Annotated in this window: 16 protein-coding genes; all 16 read left to right on the top strand. The window is 39.5% G+C overall.

Going from position 1 to position 21595, the window contains the following annotated elements; all coding sequences use genetic code 11:
* The first annotated feature begins 215 nt into the window (after positions 1–215).
* Positions 216–1955, top strand: coding sequence for an adenine deaminase (gene ade, locus BALCAV_RS16230; protein ID WP_003324162.1), 1740 nt, complete (start codon positions 216–218; stop codon positions 1953–1955).
* A gap of 125 nt (positions 1956–2080) precedes the next feature.
* Positions 2081–2401 (top strand): YbjQ family protein, encoded by a 321-nt coding sequence (locus BALCAV_RS16225; RefSeq protein WP_003324161.1) that lies wholly within the window; start codon positions 2081–2083, stop codon positions 2399–2401.
* Positions 2402–2650: 249 nt separating this feature from the next.
* A complete protein-coding gene (locus tag BALCAV_RS16220; protein WP_003324160.1) occupies positions 2651–3226 on the top strand; it encodes a nitroreductase family protein in 576 nt (191 codons plus the stop codon).
* 333 nt (positions 3227–3559) lie between these two features.
* Complete coding sequence (gene pcrB / locus BALCAV_RS16215; RefSeq protein ID WP_003324159.1) at positions 3560–4255, top strand: heptaprenylglyceryl phosphate synthase; 696 nt, start codon at positions 3560–3562, stop codon at positions 4253–4255.
* Between the two features lie 51 nt (positions 4256–4306).
* On the top strand, positions 4307–6532 hold the full coding sequence (pcrA, locus tag BALCAV_RS16210) for a DNA helicase PcrA (RefSeq protein ID WP_003324157.1): 2226 nt from the start codon (positions 4307–4309) through the stop codon (positions 6530–6532).
* 15 nt (positions 6533–6547) lie between these two features.
* Complete coding sequence (gene ligA / locus BALCAV_RS16205) at positions 6548–8572, top strand: NAD-dependent DNA ligase LigA (RefSeq protein WP_003324156.1); 2025 nt, start codon at positions 6548–6550, stop codon at positions 8570–8572.
* A gap of 18 nt (positions 8573–8590) precedes the next feature.
* Positions 8591–9772 carry a CamS family sex pheromone protein gene (locus BALCAV_RS16200; protein ID WP_003324155.1) on the top strand — a complete coding sequence of 394 codons (1182 nt, stop codon included), beginning with the start codon at positions 8591–8593 and terminating at the stop codon, positions 9770–9772.
* An 857-nt stretch (positions 9773–10629) separates the two neighbouring features.
* The gene (locus BALCAV_RS16195) at positions 10630–11742 is read left to right on the top strand and encodes a BMP family lipoprotein (protein ID WP_003323861.1); all 1113 of its coding nucleotides are present in this window, start codon (positions 10630–10632) and stop codon (positions 11740–11742) included.
* A 173-nt stretch (positions 11743–11915) separates the two neighbouring features.
* Positions 11916–13451 carry an ABC transporter ATP-binding protein gene (locus BALCAV_RS16190; protein WP_040324134.1) on the top strand — a complete coding sequence of 512 codons (1536 nt, stop codon included), beginning with the start codon at positions 11916–11918 and terminating at the stop codon, positions 13449–13451.
* Between the two features lie 28 nt (positions 13452–13479).
* Positions 13480–14502, top strand: a complete 1023-nt coding sequence (locus BALCAV_RS16185; RefSeq protein WP_407920842.1) for an ABC transporter permease — start codon at positions 13480–13482, stop codon at positions 14500–14502.
* Between the two features lie 2 nt (positions 14503–14504).
* Positions 14505–15467: an ABC transporter permease gene (locus tag BALCAV_RS16180; protein ID WP_003320434.1), complete on the top strand. Its 963-nt coding sequence runs from the start codon at positions 14505–14507 to the stop codon at positions 15465–15467.
* Between the two features lie 489 nt (positions 15468–15956).
* Complete coding sequence (gene putP, locus BALCAV_RS16175) at positions 15957–17501, top strand: sodium/proline symporter PutP (protein ID WP_003320435.1); 1545 nt, start codon at positions 15957–15959, stop codon at positions 17499–17501.
* 244 nt (positions 17502–17745) lie between these two features.
* On the top strand, positions 17746–18036 hold the full coding sequence (gene gatC / locus BALCAV_RS16170; RefSeq protein WP_003320436.1) for an Asp-tRNA(Asn)/Glu-tRNA(Gln) amidotransferase subunit GatC: 291 nt from the start codon (positions 17746–17748) through the stop codon (positions 18034–18036).
* A gap of 17 nt (positions 18037–18053) precedes the next feature.
* Positions 18054–19511, top strand: coding sequence for an Asp-tRNA(Asn)/Glu-tRNA(Gln) amidotransferase subunit GatA (gene gatA / locus BALCAV_RS16165; protein WP_003320437.1), 1458 nt, complete (start codon positions 18054–18056; stop codon positions 19509–19511).
* 14 nt (positions 19512–19525) lie between these two features.
* Positions 19526–20956, top strand: a complete 1431-nt coding sequence (gatB, locus tag BALCAV_RS16160) for an Asp-tRNA(Asn)/Glu-tRNA(Gln) amidotransferase subunit GatB (RefSeq protein WP_003320438.1) — start codon at positions 19526–19528, stop codon at positions 20954–20956.
* 225 nt (positions 20957–21181) lie between these two features.
* A partial coding sequence (locus tag BALCAV_RS16155; RefSeq protein WP_040324133.1) for an RNA-guided endonuclease TnpB family protein occupies positions 21182–21595 on the top strand: 414 nt, incomplete at its 3' end.

Below are 21595 nucleotides of genomic sequence, written 5' to 3'. Positions count from 1 at the left end.
TATTGGGGTTAGTTATTAACATAATTAGGAGCGAAGACAACACAGAGTGTGAAAAAAGAGGGAGGAGCGACCTAAAGAAGCCAATGCCTCAACTTAATTGTCTTAAAAGCAAAGGATTGATATAAATCCTTTCCGGTGATTTCCTCACGAACCAGGTGCATTTTGAATCAAATCATACTACAATAGGAAAAATACATAATGAGGCGGGTGTGCTTATGGTTCATCAAAATGAGTTGAAAGATAAGATTGCAGCAGCAGCTAAAACAGAAGAGGCTGATTTAATTTTAAAAAATGGAAAAATCATTGATGTGTTTACATTATCGCTTTATGAGGCAGATGTGGCGATAAAAAATGGTTATATCGTTGGAATTGGTTCGTATGAGGAAGCAAAAGAGGTCGTCGAATTGAACGGTCAATACATTTCTCCTGCTTTTATTGATGGTCACGTTCATATCGAATCTGCGATGGTCCCCCCAGAAGAGTTCGCGAAAATCGTCGTTCCAAGAGGCGTCACAACGGTCATGGCTGATCCTCATGAAATTGCCAATGTCGGTGGATTAAATGCGGTCCAATACATGGTCAATGCTTCTAAGGATTTGCCTCTAGATGTAAAAATAATGGCCCCATCATGTGTACCAGCGACCTCCTTTGAGAATAATGGCGCTGATTTAACGATCAATGATATTGATTTATTATTTCAAAATAAGGAAGTACACGGTTTAGGAGAAGTAATGGATTACCCTGCCGTCCTTTCCGGTGATGAATCAATGCTTCAAAAGCTGAATATTGCTAAAAAGAATGGAGCAGGAATTGATGGTCATGCAGCTGGCCTTAATGAGGATGGATTAAATGCATATATGACGGCGGGAATCCGCAATGATCATGAAGCAGTAACGGCAGAAGAAGGATTAGCAAGACTTAGACGAGGGATGTACTTGTTAATGAGAGAAGGGACAGCAGCCAAAGATGTTGAAGCGTTACTGCCTATCTTAACTACTGCTAATGCAAGACGTTGTGTATTTTCAACCGATGATAAACATTTGGATGATATAGTTGAAAAAGGAAGCATTGATGCAAGTATTCGTTTAGCGATTCAACATGGAGTTGAACCGCTTCAAGCGATACAAATGGCGAGTCTAAATGCAGCTGAATGTTTTGGCCTTAAAGAAAAAGGAGCGATTGCCCCAGGGTATGAAGCAAACGTTTTGATTGTGAGTCATTTAGAAAATCTTGAAATTGAACAAGTTTTTGTGAGAGGGGAGAAGGTCGCTGAAGCTGGTCAGTTAATAACCGAATTACGTCATCAAGTAGACCCACCTCTCTCACTAACTGATAGTGTACGTTTACGCGATTTTACTTTTGAATCATTAGCATTGCCACTTGAAAAAGGCAAAAAGGCCAATATTATTCGGACAAAACCAGGCTCGATTATTACGGAACATTTAAAAGAAGAAGTGGATGTTGAGGACGGGTTGTTTAAAAGCTCAGTTGAAAAGCAGCTCTTAAAGCAGGTCGTCGTTGAACGTCATCATAATCTTGGTCATGTCGGGGTTGGAATTGTCCAAGGGATACCTTTAAAAGAAGGAGCAATTGTTTCAACCGTTGCCCATGATTCTCATAATATCGTGGCTTGTGGTGTCGATGATAAAAGTTTATATACAGCAATCACTCATGTAAGAGACATTCGTGGTGGAATTGCGGTCATAAAGGGAGACGAGATTTTAGCATCGTTACCATTAGAGTTAGCTGGGTTGATGAGCTTAAAACCATTTGAAGAAGTTTATGCCCGTTTGAAAAAGATCGACCGTGCCTTAGAGGAGATTGGTTTTGAGGGTGGCTGGAACCCGTTTATCACCTTGTCCTTTTTAGCACTCCCAGTTATTCCGGCGCTTAAATTAACAGATAGAGGCTTGTTTGACGTCACTAACTTTACTCATATAGGCATTCAAGAATAACCGATAGAAATTAAAATGGCTAGATGTTGATTGATAGGTAAATATTCTTCAAAAATGAAACCATTTGTCTGCAGGCGACGTAAATAGAATTAGATAATATAGGTTTAATAAAAGGGGGCGGCAAGATGTTAGTTGTCACAACAAATGAAGTAGCAAACTATACGGTTGAAGAAGTATTAGGTTTTGTAGAAGGTGGAACAGTGCAAACGAAACATATCGGACGCGATATTACAGCTTCATTAAAAGGAATAGTTGGCGGAGAGATAAGAGGCTACAGCGAAATGATGGAAGAAGCTCGCAGTTTGGCAGTGGAAAGAATGAAAAAAGCTGCTGAGAAAAAAGGGGCTAATGCAATCATCGGGTTTCGGATGCAAACCTCAACGGTTATGGCAAATGCCTCTGAGATTATTGCCTATGGAACAGCCGTTATTATTCGTCCCAAATAATAATTGAATTTATAGTAAAAAACCATTTTGATTTTTCGAAATGGTTTTTTTGTACATTTAGCCCTCTTTTTCATTTGTTTATCTATTAGAAAAGTTAGATACGTTTTTACTTAGAAAGCAAGCAAACAAGCAAAGTGTTCTCGAGACTTGCTCTTCATAACTTGTCCCTTTATACTATAGTTATAAGTGAAAATGATTATCAATATTAATTGGTGCCGATAAAAGAATGATGAATAGGTGGTGCTTAAAATGGGAGTTTTTATGAATGAAAAAGTGAGTACGCTTTCGACATTAATTCGTGAGCGTCGAAGCATACGGGATTTCAAAACAGATCCAATCCCACTTCAGGACATGGTGGAGCTTTTAAATGACGCCGTATATGCTCCGAATCATGGAAAGCGTGAGCCGTGGCGTTTTATTGCTTTTGAAGGAAAAGGAAAAAAGAAATTTGCAGACGCCGTGATTGACACATATAATGCCGAGCAAAAAGAGAATAAGGCTGCGGCGATGGAAAAGTATTATCAAGATATACCGTTGCACCTTTTAGTAGTCATGCCAGAGGACCCTAGACAGAAAAAGTGGGAAGAGGATATTTGTGCCGTATCCGCTATGATTCAAAACTTCCAATTATTAGCTTGGGAAAAAGGAATAGGAGTTTGTTGGAAAACAAATGCCTATAATCTCGATCCTATTTTTAGAGAAGCAGTAGGGGTTCAGCCGGGAGAAAAAATCGTGGCAACTTTGCATATCGGTTATTATGAAATCGTCCCAAAAGCAAAGAAACGAACATCAGTCGAAGATAAACTAGTTGTAATTAATGATTGAGTAAATTGATATAAAAAAGGCGACAAAGTGCTTATGAAAGCTTTGTTGTCTTTTTTTTATGGGAAGAGAAGAAAAGTAAATATTAAACGGAAACTGCGGCTTGGTCGACGTTGGTGTGAAAAAAGAGCCGAGTAAAGCCGTCAACTCCGGTTTACCCACTACTGTTATATGAAAAAAGAATCTCATTCCCATTCTTTTCTACAATTTGGTCACAGGATAACGGGGAAGAAGCAACGACAACAGTCTTTATCTTTGATATAATGACGAACAGAATAAGTCTATTTTAATTGGAGTAGAATGGTTAAAAAGATTGTAGGGAAGTAGGAGATTGAGATGCTAAACTATCAAGAGTGGCGTCATGTTTTTAAATTAGATCCGAATCGGGCGTTGACGGATGAACAAATAGAAATGATTTGTGAATCGGGAACAGATGGAATTATTATTGGAGGCACGGATGGAGTGACTCTTGATAATACGTTACACGTAATGGCTAAAGTACGTCGCTATGCGATTTCATGTGCACTTGAAGTATCTAATGTCGATTCGATTACTCCAGGCTGTGATTACTTTTTTATTCCGTCTGTGATGAATAGTGAAAAAAGAGAATGGATTTTAGGCCGACATCATCAAGCGATTAAAGAGTTTGGGGCGATTATGAATTGGGATGAAGTCGTGATGGAAGGCTATTGTGTTTTAAATCGTGATTCAAAGGTTGCTGAGTTAACAGAAGCGAAGGTTGATTTAGAGCAAGATGACATTATTGCGTATGCAAGAATGGCTGAAAATCTTTATCGTTTCCCTGTTTTTTATTTAGAATATAGTGGCACATATGGCGATGTGGATACAGTGAAACAAGTGTCAGCGGTATTAGAACAAACGAAGCTCTTTTATGGTGGGGGCATTCGTTCCGAAGAGCAGGCGAGACAAATGGCCGCTTATGCGGATACGATTGTCATTGGGAATTTAATATATGAAGATTTTGAGGCAGCCTTAAAAACGGTTTCGGCTGTTAAAGGTGCATTGCAATAAAGATAGAAATCTATTATGATAAAATAAGAACATTTGTTTGGTGGTGAGCGTATGCAAGAACGAATTATCGATAAAATGCTAGCGGGTTTGAACCCAGAGCAAAAGGCTGCGGTGAAGCATACGGAAGGACCGTTGCTTTTGATGGCTGGAGCTGGAAGTGGAAAGACGAGAGTGTTAACGCACCGGGTTGCCTATTTATTACGTGAGAAAGGAATTGCTCCGTGGAATGTATTAGCGATTACTTTTACAAATAAAGCGGCACGTGAGATGAAGGATCGTGTCGCAAAACTTGTTGGACCAGTAGCGGAAGATATTTGGATTTCAACTTTTCACTCTATGTGCGTGCGCATTTTAAGACGAGATGTCGACCGGATTGGCTACAGTCGTAACTTTACGATTCTTGATTCAGCCGATCAGCTTTCGGTTATTAAGCAAATTTTAAAAGAAAAGAATTTAGATCCAAAAAAGTTTGATGCAAGAAGTATTCTTGGAACGATTAGCAGTGCCAAAAATGAACTAACAAAACCAAAAGAGTTTGTCGCGAGTGCAACCCAGCTGTATGAGCAAACTGCAGCAGAAGTGTATGTTGAATATCAGAAGCGTTTAAAAAACAATAATGCGATGGACTTTGATGATCTGATTATGAAAACGATCGATTTGTTTAAGCAAGTGCCCGAGGTGTTAGAGTTTTACCAACGCAAATTCCAATACATTTTAGTGGATGAGTACCAAGATACAAACCGAGCTCAGTACTTACTCGTCCAAATGATCAGTGATAAATATCAAAACCTTTGTGTCGTAGGGGATTCCGACCAGTCGATTTATCGCTGGCGTGGAGCGGATATTGCGAACATTCTTTCCTTTGAAGAAGATTATCCAACCTCTACGGTCATTTTACTTGAACAAAATTATCGTTCAACGAAAACGATTTTAGAGGCGGCGAATCAAGTCATTGGCAATAACCGTAACCGAAAACCGAAAAATCTTTGGACGGAAAATGATCAAGGAAATAAAATTAATTATTACGCAGCAGGAACGGAGCAGGAAGAAGCTCAGTTTGTTGTCGAAAAAGTGCGTGAAGCAACGAGAGAAGAAGGCTTTAATAATTCTCAAGTTGCTGTTTTATACCGGACGAATGCTCAGTCCCGTGTGATTGAGGAATTTTTTGTGAAGTCTAATATCGAATACAACATTGTCGGTGGGACAAAATTCTATGATCGGAAAGAAATTAAGGACGTACTTGCGTATCTTCGTCTGATTTCTAATCCGGATGATGATATTAGTTTAAGAAGAATTGTCAATGTCCCTAAGCGTGGAATTGGAGCGACAACGGTTGATAAGCTTGCTTCTTATGCGATTGCTAATGGGCTTTCGATTTTTTCGGTACTTCAGGAAATTGAGCAAACCGGTGTAACTCCACGTGCGATGACGAAGCTCAGAGAATTCCGAGACCAGCTTGGCCATTGGATTCAAATGCAAGATTATTTATCTGTGACAGAGCTAGTGGAAGATTTATTGGAGCGGACAGGCTATCGTGATGTTTTAAAAAATGAACAGACGATTGAAGCTCAAAGTCGTTTAGAAAATATCGATGAATTTATTACGGTAACACAAGAATTTGAAAAAAATAACGAAGACAAAACCCTTGTCGCCTTTTTAACCGATTTAGCCCTTGTCGCCGATATTGATCGACTTGATGATGAGGAAGAAGAGGAGAAAAAGAAAGATGCGATTACGCTAATGACGTTACACTCAGCCAAAGGGTTAGAATTCCCTGTCGTGTTCTTAATCGGGATGGAGGAAGGTGTTTTCCCACATAGCCGGTCTTTATTTGAAGAGGATGAAATGGAAGAGGAGCGTCGCCTTGCCTATGTCGGAATTACGCGTGCTGAGCAGCGTCTTTATTTAACAAATGCGAAGCTGAGAACGATGTATGGTCGGACTAATTCGAATCCACCATCTAGATTTATTAAAGAAGTGCCAGAACATTGCCTTGAGCTTTTACACGAGGAGCAAAAAGCAACACCAGCGTGGATGAAAACGTCTAGGTCACAAACGCGACAGGCTCCTACCCCGCATCGTCCACAAATGACAGAAACAGGCGGAGACACATTTGAATGGAAGGTCGGCGATAAAGCCAATCATAAGAAATGGGGAGTTGGCACGGTCGTAAGTTTAAGAGGGGAAGGCGATTCATTAGAATTAGATATTGCTTTTCCACAGCCAACAGGGATTAAACGTTTATTTGCCAAATTTGCTCCGATTTCAAAGCAATAAGAAAGGACGAAAGCTATGGAAAGACAAGAGGCTGAAATTAAAATAAATGAGCTGAGAGAAGTATTAAATGAGTATGGGCATCATTATTACGTGCTTGATAATCCGGTCGTATCTGATGCCGAGTACGATCAAAAGCTCCAACAATTAATTGAATTGGAGGAGCAATTCCCTGAATTAATCACCGATGATTCTCCGACGGTTCGTGTCGGCGGAGATCCTCTCCCTTATTTTGAAAAAGTGGAGCATCGTACGCCAATGTTAAGTCTCGGTAATGCCTTTTCTGAACAAGATTTGCGTGATTTTGATAAGCGGATTCGCAATCAACTGGGGGATGACGTTGCTTATACTTGTGAGTTGAAAATTGACGGGTTAGCGGTCTCTTTAACGTATGAGAACGGTCGTTTTGTGCGCGGGGCAACAAGAGGGGACGGAACGATTGGTGAAGACATTACAAATAATTTAAAGACGGTTCAAGCGATTCCATTACGTTTGAAAGAAGACGTGACGATTGAAGTTCGTGGCGAAGCATATATGCCAAAACAATCATTTCTAAAATTAAATGAAGTAAGAGAGGCCGAGGGAGAGGAGAAATTTGCTAATCCTCGTAATGCGGCAGCGGGTTCCTTAAGGCAATTAAACCCTAAAATTGCCTCGAAACGTAACTTATCGATGTTTTCGTATTCGATTGGTTACCTTGAAAATGACGAATTAAACTCTCATTTTGAGGCACTACAACTTATTAAGAATTTAGGATTTAAAACCAATCAAGAAACGGCCCTTTGCGTAAGCATTGATGAAGTGATCGAGTTTGTACAGAGCTGGTTAGAAAAGCGGCAGGAGCTCCCTTATGAGATTGATGGGATTGTTATTAAACTTGATTCAATTGAACAGCAAGAACAGTTAGGTTTTACGGCTAAAAGTCCGCGTTGGGCGATTGCCTATAAATTTCCGGCTGAAGAAGTCGTAACAACTTTAAGAGAGATTGAATTGAGTATTGGTCGGACAGGTGTTGTGACCCCAACGGCGATTTTAGACCCAGTGATTGTCGCAGGAACGACCGTAAAGCGAGCGTCTCTTCACAATGAGGATCTCATTCGAGAGAAGGATTTAAAATTAGGTGATTCAGTTGTTATCAAAAAGGCTGGAGATATTATTCCAGAAGTTGTCAATGTTTTAACGGACAAACGTGATGGCAGCGAACGTGAATTTTTAATGCCCACTCATTGTCCGGAATGCGAAAGTGAGCTTGTTCGTTTAGAGGGTGAAGTAGCTTTAAGATGTATTAATCCTCAATGTCCTGCACAAGTTCGTGAAGGGTTAATCCACTTTGTTTCGCGAAATGCGATGAATATAGATGGTTTAGGTGAAAAGGTCGTAGCGCAATTATTTTCACATAAGCTTATTCAAACGGTTGCGGATTTGTTCCGGTTAAATCGGGATGAATTATTAGAGTTAGAACGAATGGGTGCTAAATCAGTCGATAATTTATTAGCGGCGATTGAAGCTTCTAAGGGGAACTCACTCGAACGTCTTTTATTTGGTTTAGGCATTCGTTTTGTCGGAGCAAAAGCAGCGAAAACTTTAGCGGCTCATTTTGAAACAATCGAGGCATTACAAGGGGCAAGTGAAGAAAGTTTATTAACGATTGATGAAATCGGAGAAAAAATGGCTGGTTCCATTCATTCTTACTTTGCACAGCCTGAAGTCACGGATTTAATCGAGCAATTACGTTCGTTAGGGGTTAATTTAACGTATAATGGACCGAGCGTTTCTCGATCAGAGGATGTATTGGAAGAAAGTCCATTCCATCAAAAGACGGTTGTTTTAACGGGGAAATTAGAGCAGCTCTCTCGTAATGAGGCGAAGGAGAAAATTGAAGCATACGGTGGTAAAGTGACAGGTAGTGTAAGTAAAAAAACCGATTTAGTAGTTGCGGGCGAAGAGGCTGGTTCGAAACGAACAAAGGCAGAACAGTTAGGTGTGCTTATTTGGGATGAGCAGCAATTAATGGATGCCTTTTTTGAATTAGAAAATAAATAATAGGAGAGGAGGGGTTTGATGAAGAAATGTTTGCTTTTGCTGAGTGCTATGATCCTAGTGTTATCCGGCTGTATCCCGATTTTACAACAACCAAATGACGATATTAGCATTGAGGATGAACCAGCAACAGAGGACCAAGATGTTGCGGTTATCCCTCATATTTCGAATTCGGAGGACTATTATCGGAGCATTTTATATGATGGCGTCTATCCTCATGGGGAAACGAGAGGACTCGGGACATCACTTGTCTCAAATCGCCTTGATTTAGATCAATTTGAAATCGGATTAACAAGAGTTGCTCAGGAGTATTTTGATAATGAGCGTTACTTTTTCCGTGAAGGTCAGTTCCTGTCTAGTGCGGAAGTCAATAGTTGGATCAGGAGATATGATGAAGACAATAATCCATCTGGTTTAAATCCGGCCTTATTTGGGGATGAAGATACGGATATGAGAGAACGAGAAGAAGGAAGTCCAAGATACCTTTCACATTTGATCGAGCATAATTATTTGGTAGAGAAAGAGAACGGCAATTATGAAGTCGGTGGAATTGTGATAGGTCTGTCGTTAAATAGCGTGTACAATTTTAACGTGGATACAGATAGTGGACGTTACTTTTATTCCGTAGAACTAGAAGATGATAACATTTTAGAAGAGGGTCAAAAGATAGCAGAAGAAGTTGTGAATCGGATTCGTTCTAATAACCGTGAAGAGGGAGCTTTCCAGAACATCCCTATCGTTGTTGCCCTTTTTCAAGAACAGCCACGTCAAGCGGCCGTACCCGGAAATTATATTGCACGGTCTGTAGCAGAGCCGAATGAGGGGCTATCAAGATGGCAGGATATTAATGAACAGTATTACTTATTTCCTTCTACAGAAGCGAACCGTGACGTAAGAGGCGATGCGGATCAATTTAACTTGTTTAAAGATGACATTCAAGGTTTCTTTGAAACATATGTGGGTGTGGTTGGAAGAGGTTTTTATAATAATGATCAATTACAAGAGTTAACGGTTGAAATTTCCTTGCAATATCAAGGGAAAACAGAAATTGTTGCCTTATCTCAATTTGTCGCAAATCGAATAAAGCAGCGTTATCAAGATACGTTAAAAGTAAATGTTTATATAAACTCGGTTGGTGGAAAACAAGAAGCACAAGTCATTCGAAACCCGAATGAAGAACCACTGATTCATATTAATCAATAGAAGGCTGGGACATAACTAACTATAGAAAGTAGAAAACGAGCGCAAAGAACATATTGTAGATGATTTTCGGCTTTCTAATTCTCCGTTTTGAATTTAGTCACTTCATTCTATTACCTACAAGGGTGAAAACGAAGATTGTCCTGTGCCTTAGTGGACGAAAACATGCGTAGACTCCCGTGGGATCTAGTGGCAGAACCGAAATCCAGCGGCGGAGCCGATTAGTTCGGTGCCACCCCACAGGACGCGGAGCATGATTTTCGGGAACGGTGAGTAGAGCACCCTTTAACGCATACAGGATTATTTCCATATACAGAACGAAACCCGGTGACATTTACTCGTTGTAAATATCACCGGGTTTTCATATCAGAGGAGGTTTTGTCACAATCTCCTTTTTATACCGTGATTCACAAAAAAACATGGTTAAATTTGGTCCTTATTCAATTAAAATCAACTAACTGAAAAGAGTGAAAAGAAAGATAAAACCAACTTTTGGTAATGTCGAAATATCTTTTCGTACAAAGTATGACAAAAATCGATTTTTCATTAGAAAGATGTTTATTATTTAAGTTAAACATGATATATTTAGGACGTTTCTAAGTAAGACATCAGAAGTCTGATCTCTTATATGAAATTCCTTAATGAATCTTATACATTCATAATATGATAGCGGTTTATTTGGAGAATAATCGATTATTAGGAAATAAATATGCCATAAGATCTAGTCATTTTTTAATAAAGAGATTAGAATAAATCCTAGCAATAGTTGTCACACTAAAATGGTGAGCATACTATTGAAAGTTACTGCTATGATATGAATGTGTATAAGTAGTAATTAAAAAAAGAGGGGGATTCATTCAATGAAAAAGTGGTTACGTAATGCAACAATAGGTTTGGCTGCTGCTATCGCTCTAACAGCTTGTGGTGCTGGGAACGATGATAACGGGACAAGCACTGGTGACGGCGATGGTGGAACTGCAGAAACAAGTGATTTTACTGTAGGGATGGTAACGGATGCAGGTGGGATTGATGATAAATCCTTTAACGAGTCTTCATGGAATGGTATAAAAGATTTTGGTGAGAAGTTTAATCTTACTGAAGGTACAAACTATTCTTATGTTCAATCAGGTAGTATTCCTGATTTTGAGCCGAATTTACGTGGTTTAGTTCGTGAAGGTAAAGAATTAGTCTTCGGTGTAGGCTTCTTGATGGAGGATGCGATGAGAACTGTCGCTAGTCAAAATGAAGATGCACAACTAGCAATTATTGACATGGTTGTTATGAACGAAGAAACTGGCGAACCGTTCGAAAACGTTGCACATATGACGTTTGAAGAGCATGAAGGTTCTTTCCTAGTTGGTGTTGTTGCTGCTTTAGAATCTGAGACTGATCAAGTTGGTTTCATTGGTGGAATGGATAGTGACCTTATTAAAAAGTTCGAAAATGGTTTTAAAGCTGGAGCAAAAGCTGTAAACCCTGACATCGAAATTGCGGTTCAATATGTAGGTGACTTTAACGATGCAACTACGGCACAACAAATTGCAAACACAATGTATAGTCAAGGTGCTGATATTATTTATCATGCTGCTGGTGGATCTGGTAATGGTTTAATTACAGAAGCTATCAACCGTGCACGTAATGGTGAAAATGTATGGGCAATCGGGGTTGACCAAGACCAATATGAAGATGGAATTTATGATGGTGAAAAGTCTGTAATGCTTACATCAATGGTTAAGCGTGTAGATGTGGCGGTAGCCGATGTGGCGGAAAGAACTATGAATGGTGACTTCCCTGGTGGAGAAATTCTTGTATATGGTTTAGAGGAAAATGGTGTTGGTATTGCTGATTCTACTCAAAACTTATCTGATGGAATTGAAGATCAAGTGAATGAATATCGCGATAGCATTTTATCAGGTGATGTGGAAGTTCCAATGACAGATGAAGAATACGAAGAGTATTTAAACGGTCTTTAATTTTTAATTAAAAGAAAATATCAACAAAGGCTAGTGCTACACTAGCCTTTGTTGTCAGTAATATGTGAATAAGATGAATGTAGGGAAAATGATGAATTGAACCGTTCTCCCAATTCATCATTAGCCCTATAAAATGCTAGAGTGTTGATTATGAGCGGTAAGGAGTGAACTAGGTGAGCTATGTAATTGAAATGAATAACATCCGTAAAGAATTTCCTGGAATTGTTGCGAATGATAATATCACCTTACAATTAAAAGAAGGCGAAATTCATGCTCTTTTAGGGGAGAATGGAGCAGGGAAATCAACATTAATGAATGTTTTATTTGGCTTGTATCAGCCTGAAAAAGGAAACATCCGTGTCCGTGGTGAAGATGTCGAGATCACTGATCCTAATATTGCTAATCGCCTTGGAATAGGTATGGTTCATCAGCATTTTATGTTGGTTGAGAATTTCACAGTAACTGAGAACATTGTTTTAGGAAATGAGCCAACAAAGGCCGGTCGATTAAATATTCGAAAAGCCGCAAAAGAAGTGGCGGAGATTTCTAAACAATATGGTCTTAAAGTGGACCCATATGCCAAAATTGAAGATATCTCAGTCGGGATGCAGCAACGTGTCGAAATTTTAAAGACTCTTTATCGTGGGGCGGAAATCTTAATTTTTGATGAACCGACAGCTGTGTTAACTCCACAAGAGATCCAAGAATTAATTGGCATTATGAAAAAGCTTGTTGCAGAAGGAAAATCGATTATTTTAATTACTCATAAATTAAAAGAGATTATGTCTGTATGTGATCGTTGTACCGTCATTCGCCGTGGTAGGGGGATTGGCACAGTCGATGTTAAAACATCAAGCGAAGCCAAACTTGCGGAAATGATGGTGGGACGCGAAGTAAACTTTTCGGTTGAAAAAACACCAGCAGAGCCAAAAGAGACGGTACTTAAAATTGAAAATGTTACGATGAAAAATAGTCGTAAAGTTGAAGCACTAAAAGGTTTGGATTTAGAAATTAGAGCCGGTGAAATTGTTGGATTAGCTGGAGTCGAAGGTAATGGGCAATCAGAACTGATTGAAGCGATTACAGGCTTACGTAAAGTTGATGGTGGACATATTTATTTAAATAGCAACGAGATTACTAATCACCCACCTCGTAAAGTAACAGAAGCTGGCGTCGGTCATATTCCAGAGGATCGCCATAAGCATGGCCTTGTTTTAGATTTCTCAATTGGTGAGAATATCGTATTACAAACTTATTATAATGAGCCTTATTCAAAAATGGGGATTCTTCAGTATCCAAAGATTTATGAAAAAGCTCGTGAATTAATAGACGATTACGATGTACGAACACCGAGTGAATATACAGAAGCCCGTGCTTTATCTGGTGGGAATCAGCAAAAAGCGATTATTGCCAGAGAGGTGGATCGTTCACCAGACTTCCTTATTGCGGCACAACCGACACGTGGTTTAGATGTTGGAGCGATTGAGTCCATTCATACACGTTTAATCAAAGAACGTGATAAAGGGAGAGCCATTTTACTTATGTCGCTTGAGCTTGATGAAGTTCTAAATGTCAGTGATCGAATTGCCGTCATTTATGATGGGAAAATTGTTGATATTGTTGATGCTGACAAGACGAACGAAAAAGAACTTGGTCTATTGATGGCTGGAGGTAAGCGTCAGAAGGAAGGTGAAGAGAATCGTGGATAAAAGAAATAAATTTGGGAAATTAAGCGGTTTGCTAATTCCGATCATTTCAATTTTCTTAGGGGTTTTAATTGGGGCTATTTTAATGCTTATTTCTGGTTATAATCCGATTGTTGCCTATAGTGCGTTATTAAGAGGGATTTTTAGTGATTCCTACTATATTGGCGAGACCATTCGAGCGATGACTCCACTTATCTTGGCTGGTTTAGCTGTCGCATTTGCTTACCGGACAGGCTTGTTAAATATTGGGGTTGAAGGACAGTTAATCGTTGGTTGGCTTGCGGCAGTGTATGTCGGTAGTGCTCTTGATTTACCGATGATCATCCATTTGCCACTGTCGATTTTGGCTGGTGCGTTAGCTGGAGCACTTTGGGGCTTCCTACCAGGCTTTTTAAAAGCTCGTTTTGAGGTTCATGAAGTTATCGTAACGATTATGATGAACTATATTGCTCTTTATAGTGCTAATGCGATTATCCGTGCATTCTTAATTGTTCCGGGAGAAAGAACGGAGTCGATTTATCCATCCGCTTCTTTACAGTCGGACTTCCTTCAATCGATTACGGATTACTCACGACTACATTATGGTTTTGTCATAGCCATTTTAGCGTGTGTTATCATGTGGTTTGTATTATGGAAAACGAAAAAAGGTTATGAGTTGAGAGCGGTTGGCTTTAACCAACATGCTTCAAAGTATGCAGGTATGAATGTCAAAAGCAATGTGGTCCTCGCCATGGTTATTTCAGGTGCCTTTGCAGGTGTTGCAGGTGCGATGGAAGGGCTAGGTACTTATGGATATATGTCGATTTTAAGTGGCTTTAGTGGAGTAGGGTTTGATGGAATCGCGGTTGCCTTATTAGGTGCTAATACGGCCATCGGTGTTTTCTTATCTTCCTTCCTATTCGGGGGTTTACAAGTTGGTTCTTTAACGATGCAACAACAAGCTGGAGTGCCGATGGAATTAGTCGATATCGTGATCGCTTTAATTATTTTCTTTGTAGCATCAAGTTATATTATTCGTTGGGTTACGAACCGCATTAAGAAAGGAGGAATTTAAAGATGGATATTATGCAAGTTCTTGCACTTGTCATCCCAGCAGCGATTTATGCTGGAGTTCCTCTTATCTTAACAGCATTAGGTGGTTTATTTAGTGAACGAGCTGGGGTCGTAAACATTGGTCTTGAGGGGTTAATGATTTCCGGGGCTTTTATCGGGATTGTGTCGACTCTATGGTTAGAAGGAGCTGGAGTAGGAGCGGCGTCGCCATGGATTGCTCTTATTATCGCAGCCATTGTCGGAGCGCTTTTTGCCTTATTTCACGCAGTTGCTTCAATTTCGTTCCGAGCCGATCAAATCGTCAGCGGTGTTGCGATTAACTTCTTAGCTCTAGGTCTTGCAATTTTCTTAACTCGTTTATTTTTTGGAAGAGGACAAACAGATTATATTCAAAATCGTATTTTTAGAACGAATGTGGCTGGATTAAGTGAAATTCCGTTTATTGGACCATTGTTCTTCTCGAATGCGTATGTCACTTCCTATGTCGCTCTTGCTTTAGTTTTTGTCGTTTATTATGTTATTTTCTACACGCCATTTGGTTTAAGACTTCGTTCAGTCGGGGAGCATCCAATGGCAGCTGATACAATGGGCGTAAACGTTAATAAAATGCGTTATGTAGCGGTTATGTTAAGTGGAGCATTTGGGGCACTCGGTGGTGCTGTATTTGCGGTGACGGTCTCTGGTAACTTCTCTGCGACAACGATTGTAGGACAAGGGTTTATGGCTTTAGCTGTCCTCATCTTTGGTCGTTGGAATCCACTTGGAGTTCTTGGGGCTGGATTATTCTTTGGACTTGCTCAAGCGTTGAGTACAACAGGTGCCCAGTTACCGTTTTTCTCAGAAATCCATCCAGTCTTTTTATTAATCGCACCATATGTATTGACGATTATTGCGTTAACTGGTTTTGTCGGTAAAAACGCGGCACCAAAAGCAATTGGAAAACCATATATTAAAGGTTCAAGATAAATTTTCATAAGTTTAAAATTAGTATCTCTCGTTCTTAGATAAACTAAGAACGGGAGATTTTTTTTGCTTAAAGTAGTTGAAAAAGGGCTTCATAATAGAATAAACTTGTTTTAATGGGATTTAAATACAGATAATTGTGATAATTAATCTTCATTTATTTTTTTGAATATATATAACGAAAAATACATATATGGCTAAAATAAGTCTATAGTTATGCATGATTATTCATCCGGAAGTTGTTTTTAAAATGATTACAATGTTCTGATTTTTGTGGTGTGTTATGATCAATTCTGTTGTTTTAACCATTTCTAAGAAAGGTGTTTAGCTTTTAAGGAATTTGGGTATGCATAGACGTTGTATAAAAGTTTTGAGGAGGTGTCTAGGTGGACTACACATTAACAACGGCGACATGGATTTTATTATTGGTTCCAATGCCATTATTAATTGTTTTATCGATTTTACAGTGGATCATAAAGAGAGGAGAATGACATGGGTAGCATTAGTCAAGCAACATTTATAACATTTATATTTTATATGGTCGTTTTATTAGCATTTGGTTTATATGCTTATTTTAAAACAAAGGACTTATCCGATTATGTATTAGGTGGTCGAAAACTTGGAGGGGCAACAGCTGCTTTAAGTGCAGGCGCTTCTGATATGAGTAGTTGGCTTTTATTAGGTTTACCAGGGGCTATTTACGTTGGTGGTATGAGTGAAATATGGATAGCAGTTGGTTTAGCTATTGGTGCGTATTTAAATTGGCAGTTTCTTGCGAAGAGATTACGTCTTTTTACAGAAAAAGCGAAGGATTCGATTACAATACCGGACTTCTTTGAAAATAGATTTGAAGATAGCTCCAAAGTGCTGAGAGTGATTTCCGCTATTGTCATTTTAGTATTCTTTACCTTTTATTCCTCATCAGGACTAGTAGCAGGGGCGTTATTATTCCAATCATCATTTGGGATGGGGTATACGGAAGCGTTATGGATTGGTGCTTTAGTTATTGTTTCCTACACATTTGTTGGTGGATTTTTAGCTGTAAGTTGGTCGGATTTATTTCAAGGAACGTTAATGTTTTTAGCTTTAGTTATTGTTCCTGTTGTCGCGATCACTGAAATTGGAGGCTGGAATGAAACCGTTCAAGCTATCGGTCAAATTGATACTGCCTATTTAGATGCGTTCCAAGGTGTTGGTTTTATTGCAATGATTTCTTTACTTGCTTGGGGACTAGGTTATTTCGGACAGCCACATATTATTACTCGTTTTATGGCGATTAAGTCTACTAAAGAGCTTCCAAAAGCCCAAGCAATCGGTATGACTTGGATGATTTTATCATTGTTTGGTGCTGTATTTACTGGACTAGCTGGTCTTGCTTATTTCTCAGAATTTGGGCCAGCGGGAACAGCCTTACCAGAAAATCAAGAAGAAACAGTGTTCATTTTATTTACACAACTATTAATGAATGAATGGGTAGCTGGGTTTTTAATTGCCGCGATTTTATCAGCGATTATGAGTACCATTGATTCACAGTTACTCGTATCATCTAGTGCCTTAGCTGAAGACTTTTATAAACCGTTTTTCAGAAAGAAGGCATCGCAAAAAGAGTTAATGTGGGTTGGTCGGATAGGGGTATTATTAATTGCCTTTATCGCGATTCTACTTGCTTATAACCCAGAAAGCTCTGTCCTTGAGCTTGTCAGTTATGCATGGGCAGGATTCGGTTCAGCTTTTGGGCCGGTTTTATTATTAGCTCTCTTCTGGAGACGTATGACACGTAATGGTGCGTTAACTGGAATGATTGTCGGTGGTTTAACGGTTATTATTTGGGCTGAGCTTGAGCGGATTGTCGGTTGGTTTGGTGTATCTGCAGAGAGTTTTAACGAAATTGCTTTCTTTAGTTTATATGAAATCATCCCAGGCTTTATCTTAGCTGGATTAGCGGCAATTATCGTCAGCTTAGCAGGAAAAGAACCATCTAAAACAATCCAAGCACAATTTGATGAAGTGAAGCAATTGAGCGATGAATTAAAGTAAGATTTAGATAAAGCAAAGGAACCCTCTTGGCCGTGATTTGGCTAGGGGGGTTTTGCTTGTTTTGGATTTGGGTTTTATGGTCGAGGTAGGTGGGGAAAAAGGTATGAGGAACGCCACCAAAAAAGTCGATAAATCTTAGGGCATTTGCCTTGTTCCTTGCTTCGCTTTATTGCCTATCCAATCGGAATTTGGTATTATTGATCATATTGTCAAGATGTTCGAAAATGAAGGGGGGAAGCGAGTAATGTCTCAAATTTCAAAGGATCAAGTGAAGCATGTTGCCCATTTGGCACGCCTTGCGATTACAGAAGAGGAAGCAGAGATGTTTACAGAGCAATTAGATAAAATTATCTCTTTTGCTGAACAATTAAATGAATTAGACACAGACGGTATTGAACCGACAACACATGTATTAAACATGACCAATGTTCTGCGCGAAGATAAGTCAACTGCGGGTTTACCAGTAGAAGAAGTATTAAAAAATGCACCGGACCATGAAGATGGACAAGTTCGTGTTCCATCTATTATAGATTAATAAGGAGGGTAGGCTTCATGTCATTATTTGACTTACCAATGTCGGAGCTCCACAGAAAGCTCCATAAAAAAGAATTGAAAGTATCGGATCTCGTTGATCAATCTTATAAACGAATTGCCGAAGTGGAAGACAAAGTAAAAGCTTTTGTTACCTTAGATGAAGAAAAAGCACGTACATATGCCTCGCAGCTTGACGAAGCATTAGGAACGGATCGTTCATTTGGCACTTTATTTGGGATGCCAATCGGGGTAAAGGATAATATCGTTACAAAAAATTTACGGACTACTTGTTCAAGTAAAATTCTTGAAAACTTTGATCCTATTTATGATGCAACGGTTGTACAAAAGCTACAACAAGCTGAAGCTGTTACAATCGGTAAATTAAACATGGATGAATTTGCGATGGGTTCATCAACTGAAAATTCAGGTTTACAAGTAACGAGAAACCCTTGGAATCTTGATCATGTACCTGGTGGCTCAAGTGGTGGTTCGGCGGCGGCAGTTGCAGCGGGCGAAGTTCCCTTTTCATTAGGTTCGGATACAGGTGGTTCAATTCGTCAACCTGCTGCCTATTGTGGCGTCGTCGGTTTAAAACCTACATACGGTCGTGTATCGCGTTTCGGTTTAGTGGCATTTGCTTCATCTCTAGACCAAATTGGACCCATTACGCGTAATGTAGCGGATAATGCCTATCTCCTCCAATCAATTTCCGGACTTGACCCTATGGATTCAACATCAGCGAATGTCGACGTTCCTGACTTTTCTTCTAAATTAGAAGCAGGAGTAAAAGGATTAAAGATTGCCGTTCCTAAAGAGTACTTAGCTGAAGGTGTTGATCCAGAAGTTAAACAGTCCGTACTTGATGCATTAAAAGTATTAGAAAAAGAAGGAGCCGTTTGGGAAGAGGTTTCTTTACCACATTCTAAATACGCCCTCGCTACGTATTATTTAATTTCATCATCGGAAGCATCTGCTAATCTATCTCGTTTTGACGGAGTTCGTTACGGTTATCGTACGGAGGATGCAGAGAACTTAATTGAAATGTACAAGAAAACTCGTGCTGAAGGTTTTGGTGATGAGGTTAAACGTCGAATTATGCTTGGAACATTTGCCTTAAGCTCTGGTTATTATGATGCTTATTACAAAAAAGCCCAGCAAGTACGTACGTTAATTAAACAAGACTTTGAAAAGATTTTTGAAGATTATGATGTTATTGTCGGACCAACAACACCAACACCATCGTTCAAAATTGGTGAAAACACAAAAGATCCAATGACGATGTATGCAAATGATATTTTAACGATTCCAGTAAACTTAGCAGGTGTACCAGGAATTTCTGTACCATGTGGCTTTAAGGATGGACTTCCTTTAGGTTTACAAATTATCGGTAAACACTTTGACGAAGTAACGGTTTACCGTGTTGCTAGTGCCTATGAAAATGCAACAGACTATTATAAACAGAAGCCAGAATTGTAAGGGGTGAGTAAGCAATGAATTTTGAAACAGTAATCGGACTTGAGGTCCATGTTGAGTTAAAAACCGAGTCAAAAATTTTCTCTGCTAGCCCTAATCATTTTGGTTCTGAACCAAACGCAAACACTAGTGTGATTGATTTAGGCTATCCAGGTGTCCTGCCAGTTTTGAACGCAAAGGCCGTTGAGTTTGGGATGAAAGCAGCGATGGCTCTAAACTGCCAAGTAGCCACAGATACAAAATTTGACCGTAAAAACTACTTTTATCCAGATAATCCTAAGGCATATCAAATTTCGCAGTTTGATAAACCAATTGGGGAGCATGGTTGGATTGAGATTGAAGTTGGCGGTAAGAAAAAGAGAATCGGTATTACACGCATTCATTTAGAAGAAGATGCAGGTAAATTAACGCACTCTGGTAATGGTTATTCACTTGTTGACTTTAACCGTCAAGGAACACCATTAGTTGAGATTGTTTCGGAGCCGGATATCCGTACTCCTGAAGAGGCATATGCTTATTTAGAAAAATTAAAAGCGATCATTCAATTCGCTGGTGTGTCCGATTGTAAAATGGAAGAGGGCTCTTTACGTTGTGATGCTAATATTTCTCTTCGCCCAGTTGGTCAAGAGCAGTTCGGAACAAAAGCAGAATTGAAAAACTTAAACTCGTTCAACTTTGTTCGTAAAGGACTAGAGTATGAAGAGAAGCGTCAAGAGCAAGTGTTGTTATCAGGTGGAATCATTGAGCAAGAAACACGTCGTTTTGATGAGGCAACAGGTAAGACACTTTTAATGCGTGTGAAAGAAGGTTCTGATGACTATCGTTATTTCCCCGAGCCTGATTTAGTCGCCCTCCATATTGATGAGGAGTGGAAAGAACGTGTTCGTGCGTCGATCCCAGAATTGCCAGATGCTCGTAAAGCTCGTTATGTCGAAGAATTAGGCTTACCAGCTTATGATGCGGTCGTTTTAACACTAACAAAAGAAATGTCGGATTTCTTTGAAGAGACGGTTGCCAAAGGTGGAGACGCAAAGCTTGCATCAAACTGGTTAATGGGTGAAGTTTCAGGATACTTAAATGCTGAACAAAAAGAGCTTGCAGATGTTGCGTTAACTCCTGAAGGTTTAGCAAAAATGATTCAGTTAATCCAAAAAGGGACCATCTCGTCTAAAATTGCGAAAAAAGTGTTCAAGGATTTGATTGAAAAAGGTGGAGACCCAGAAGAAATCGTTAAAGAGAAAGGCCTCGTGCAAATCTCTGATGAAGGCGAGCTTCTGAAAATGGTAACTGAAGTCCTCGATAACAACGAACAATCAATCGAAGACTTCAAAAACGGAAAAGAACGTGCCATTGGCTTCCTAGTCGGCCAAATTATGAAAGCCTCAAAAGGAAAAGCGAACCCGCCAATGGTTAACAAGTTGTTATTAGAAGAAATTAATAAACGTTAAACATGAGAGGATGGGGCCAAAACCCCTCTTAAATAAAAAGCCGGTGACATTTTACTCGTTTAAAATGTCACCGGCTTTTATCATTTCCCGACAGAAGACTCCCTCTTCCATCGTGTGAAGGGAGAAGCCCAACGATAAGGGGGAGATGAATGGCGGTTGGCGGTAGCCAAAGAGATTCTTGTTAAGGTATAATAAGAACATACATTCCTATTGGGGGTGAAAACAATGCTCATCAACAAAGCGTACAAATTTCGTCTCTATCCAACCAAAGAACAGGAAATCTTCATTGCTAAAACCATCGGCTGTTCTCGTTTTGTCTTTAATCGCTTTTTAGGGCAATGGAACGATACCTACCAAGAAACAGGCAAAGGATTAACTTACAATGCTTGTTCGGCTGAATTAACGCAACTAAAAAAGGAATTCGTATGGCTAAAAGAAGTGGACAGCATTGCCCTTCAATCCTCCCTGAAAAACCTTGCTGATTCCTTTACTCGATTCTTCAAGAAACAAAATAAAGCTCCGCGCTTCAAGTCTAAAAAGAATCCGGTACAATCCTACACCACGAAAGAAACCAATAGCAACATGGCCATAGTAGACAACAAAATTAAATTGCCGAAACTAGGGTATGTTCGCTTCGCC

The organism is Alkalihalobacillus alcalophilus ATCC 27647 = CGMCC 1.3604, from assembly GCF_000292245.2.
GTDB lineage: Bacteria > Bacillota > Bacilli > Bacillales > Bacillaceae_D > Alkalihalobacillus > Alkalihalobacillus alcalophilus.
Note: the sequence above shows the minus strand (reverse complement) of the source record. Positions and strands in the feature narration are given on the sequence as shown.

What these genes read in the sequence shown, in the direction of transcription:
- BALCAV_RS16225 (WP_003324161.1), top strand. Translation starts at nt 2,081, where the DNA reads ATGTTAGTTGTCACAACAAATGAAGTAGCAAACTATACGGTTGAAGAA.
- BALCAV_RS16195 (WP_003323861.1), top strand. Translation starts at nt 10,630, where the DNA reads ATGAAAAAGTGGTTACGTAATGCAACAATAGGTTTGGCTGCTGCTATC.
- putP (WP_003320435.1), top strand. Translation starts at nt 15,957, where the DNA reads ATGGGTAGCATTAGTCAAGCAACATTTATAACATTTATATTTTATATG.
- BALCAV_RS16180 (WP_003320434.1), top strand. Translation starts at nt 14,505, where the DNA reads ATGGATATTATGCAAGTTCTTGCACTTGTCATCCCAGCAGCGATTTAT.
- BALCAV_RS16200 (WP_003324155.1), top strand. Translation starts at nt 8,591, where the DNA reads ATGAAGAAATGTTTGCTTTTGCTGAGTGCTATGATCCTAGTGTTATCC.
- gatC (WP_003320436.1), top strand. Translation starts at nt 17,746, where the DNA reads ATGTCTCAAATTTCAAAGGATCAAGTGAAGCATGTTGCCCATTTGGCA.
- ligA (WP_003324156.1), top strand. Translation starts at nt 6,548, where the DNA reads ATGGAAAGACAAGAGGCTGAAATTAAAATAAATGAGCTGAGAGAAGTA.
- BALCAV_RS16220 (WP_003324160.1), top strand. Translation starts at nt 2,651, where the DNA reads ATGGGAGTTTTTATGAATGAAAAAGTGAGTACGCTTTCGACATTAATT.
- ade (WP_003324162.1), top strand. Translation starts at nt 216, where the DNA reads ATGGTTCATCAAAATGAGTTGAAAGATAAGATTGCAGCAGCAGCTAAA.
- gatB (WP_003320438.1), top strand. Translation starts at nt 19,526, where the DNA reads ATGAATTTTGAAACAGTAATCGGACTTGAGGTCCATGTTGAGTTAAAA.
- gatA (WP_003320437.1), top strand. Translation starts at nt 18,054, where the DNA reads ATGTCATTATTTGACTTACCAATGTCGGAGCTCCACAGAAAGCTCCAT.
- pcrA (WP_003324157.1), top strand. Translation starts at nt 4,307, where the DNA reads ATGCAAGAACGAATTATCGATAAAATGCTAGCGGGTTTGAACCCAGAG.
- pcrB (WP_003324159.1), top strand. Translation starts at nt 3,560, where the DNA reads ATGCTAAACTATCAAGAGTGGCGTCATGTTTTTAAATTAGATCCGAAT.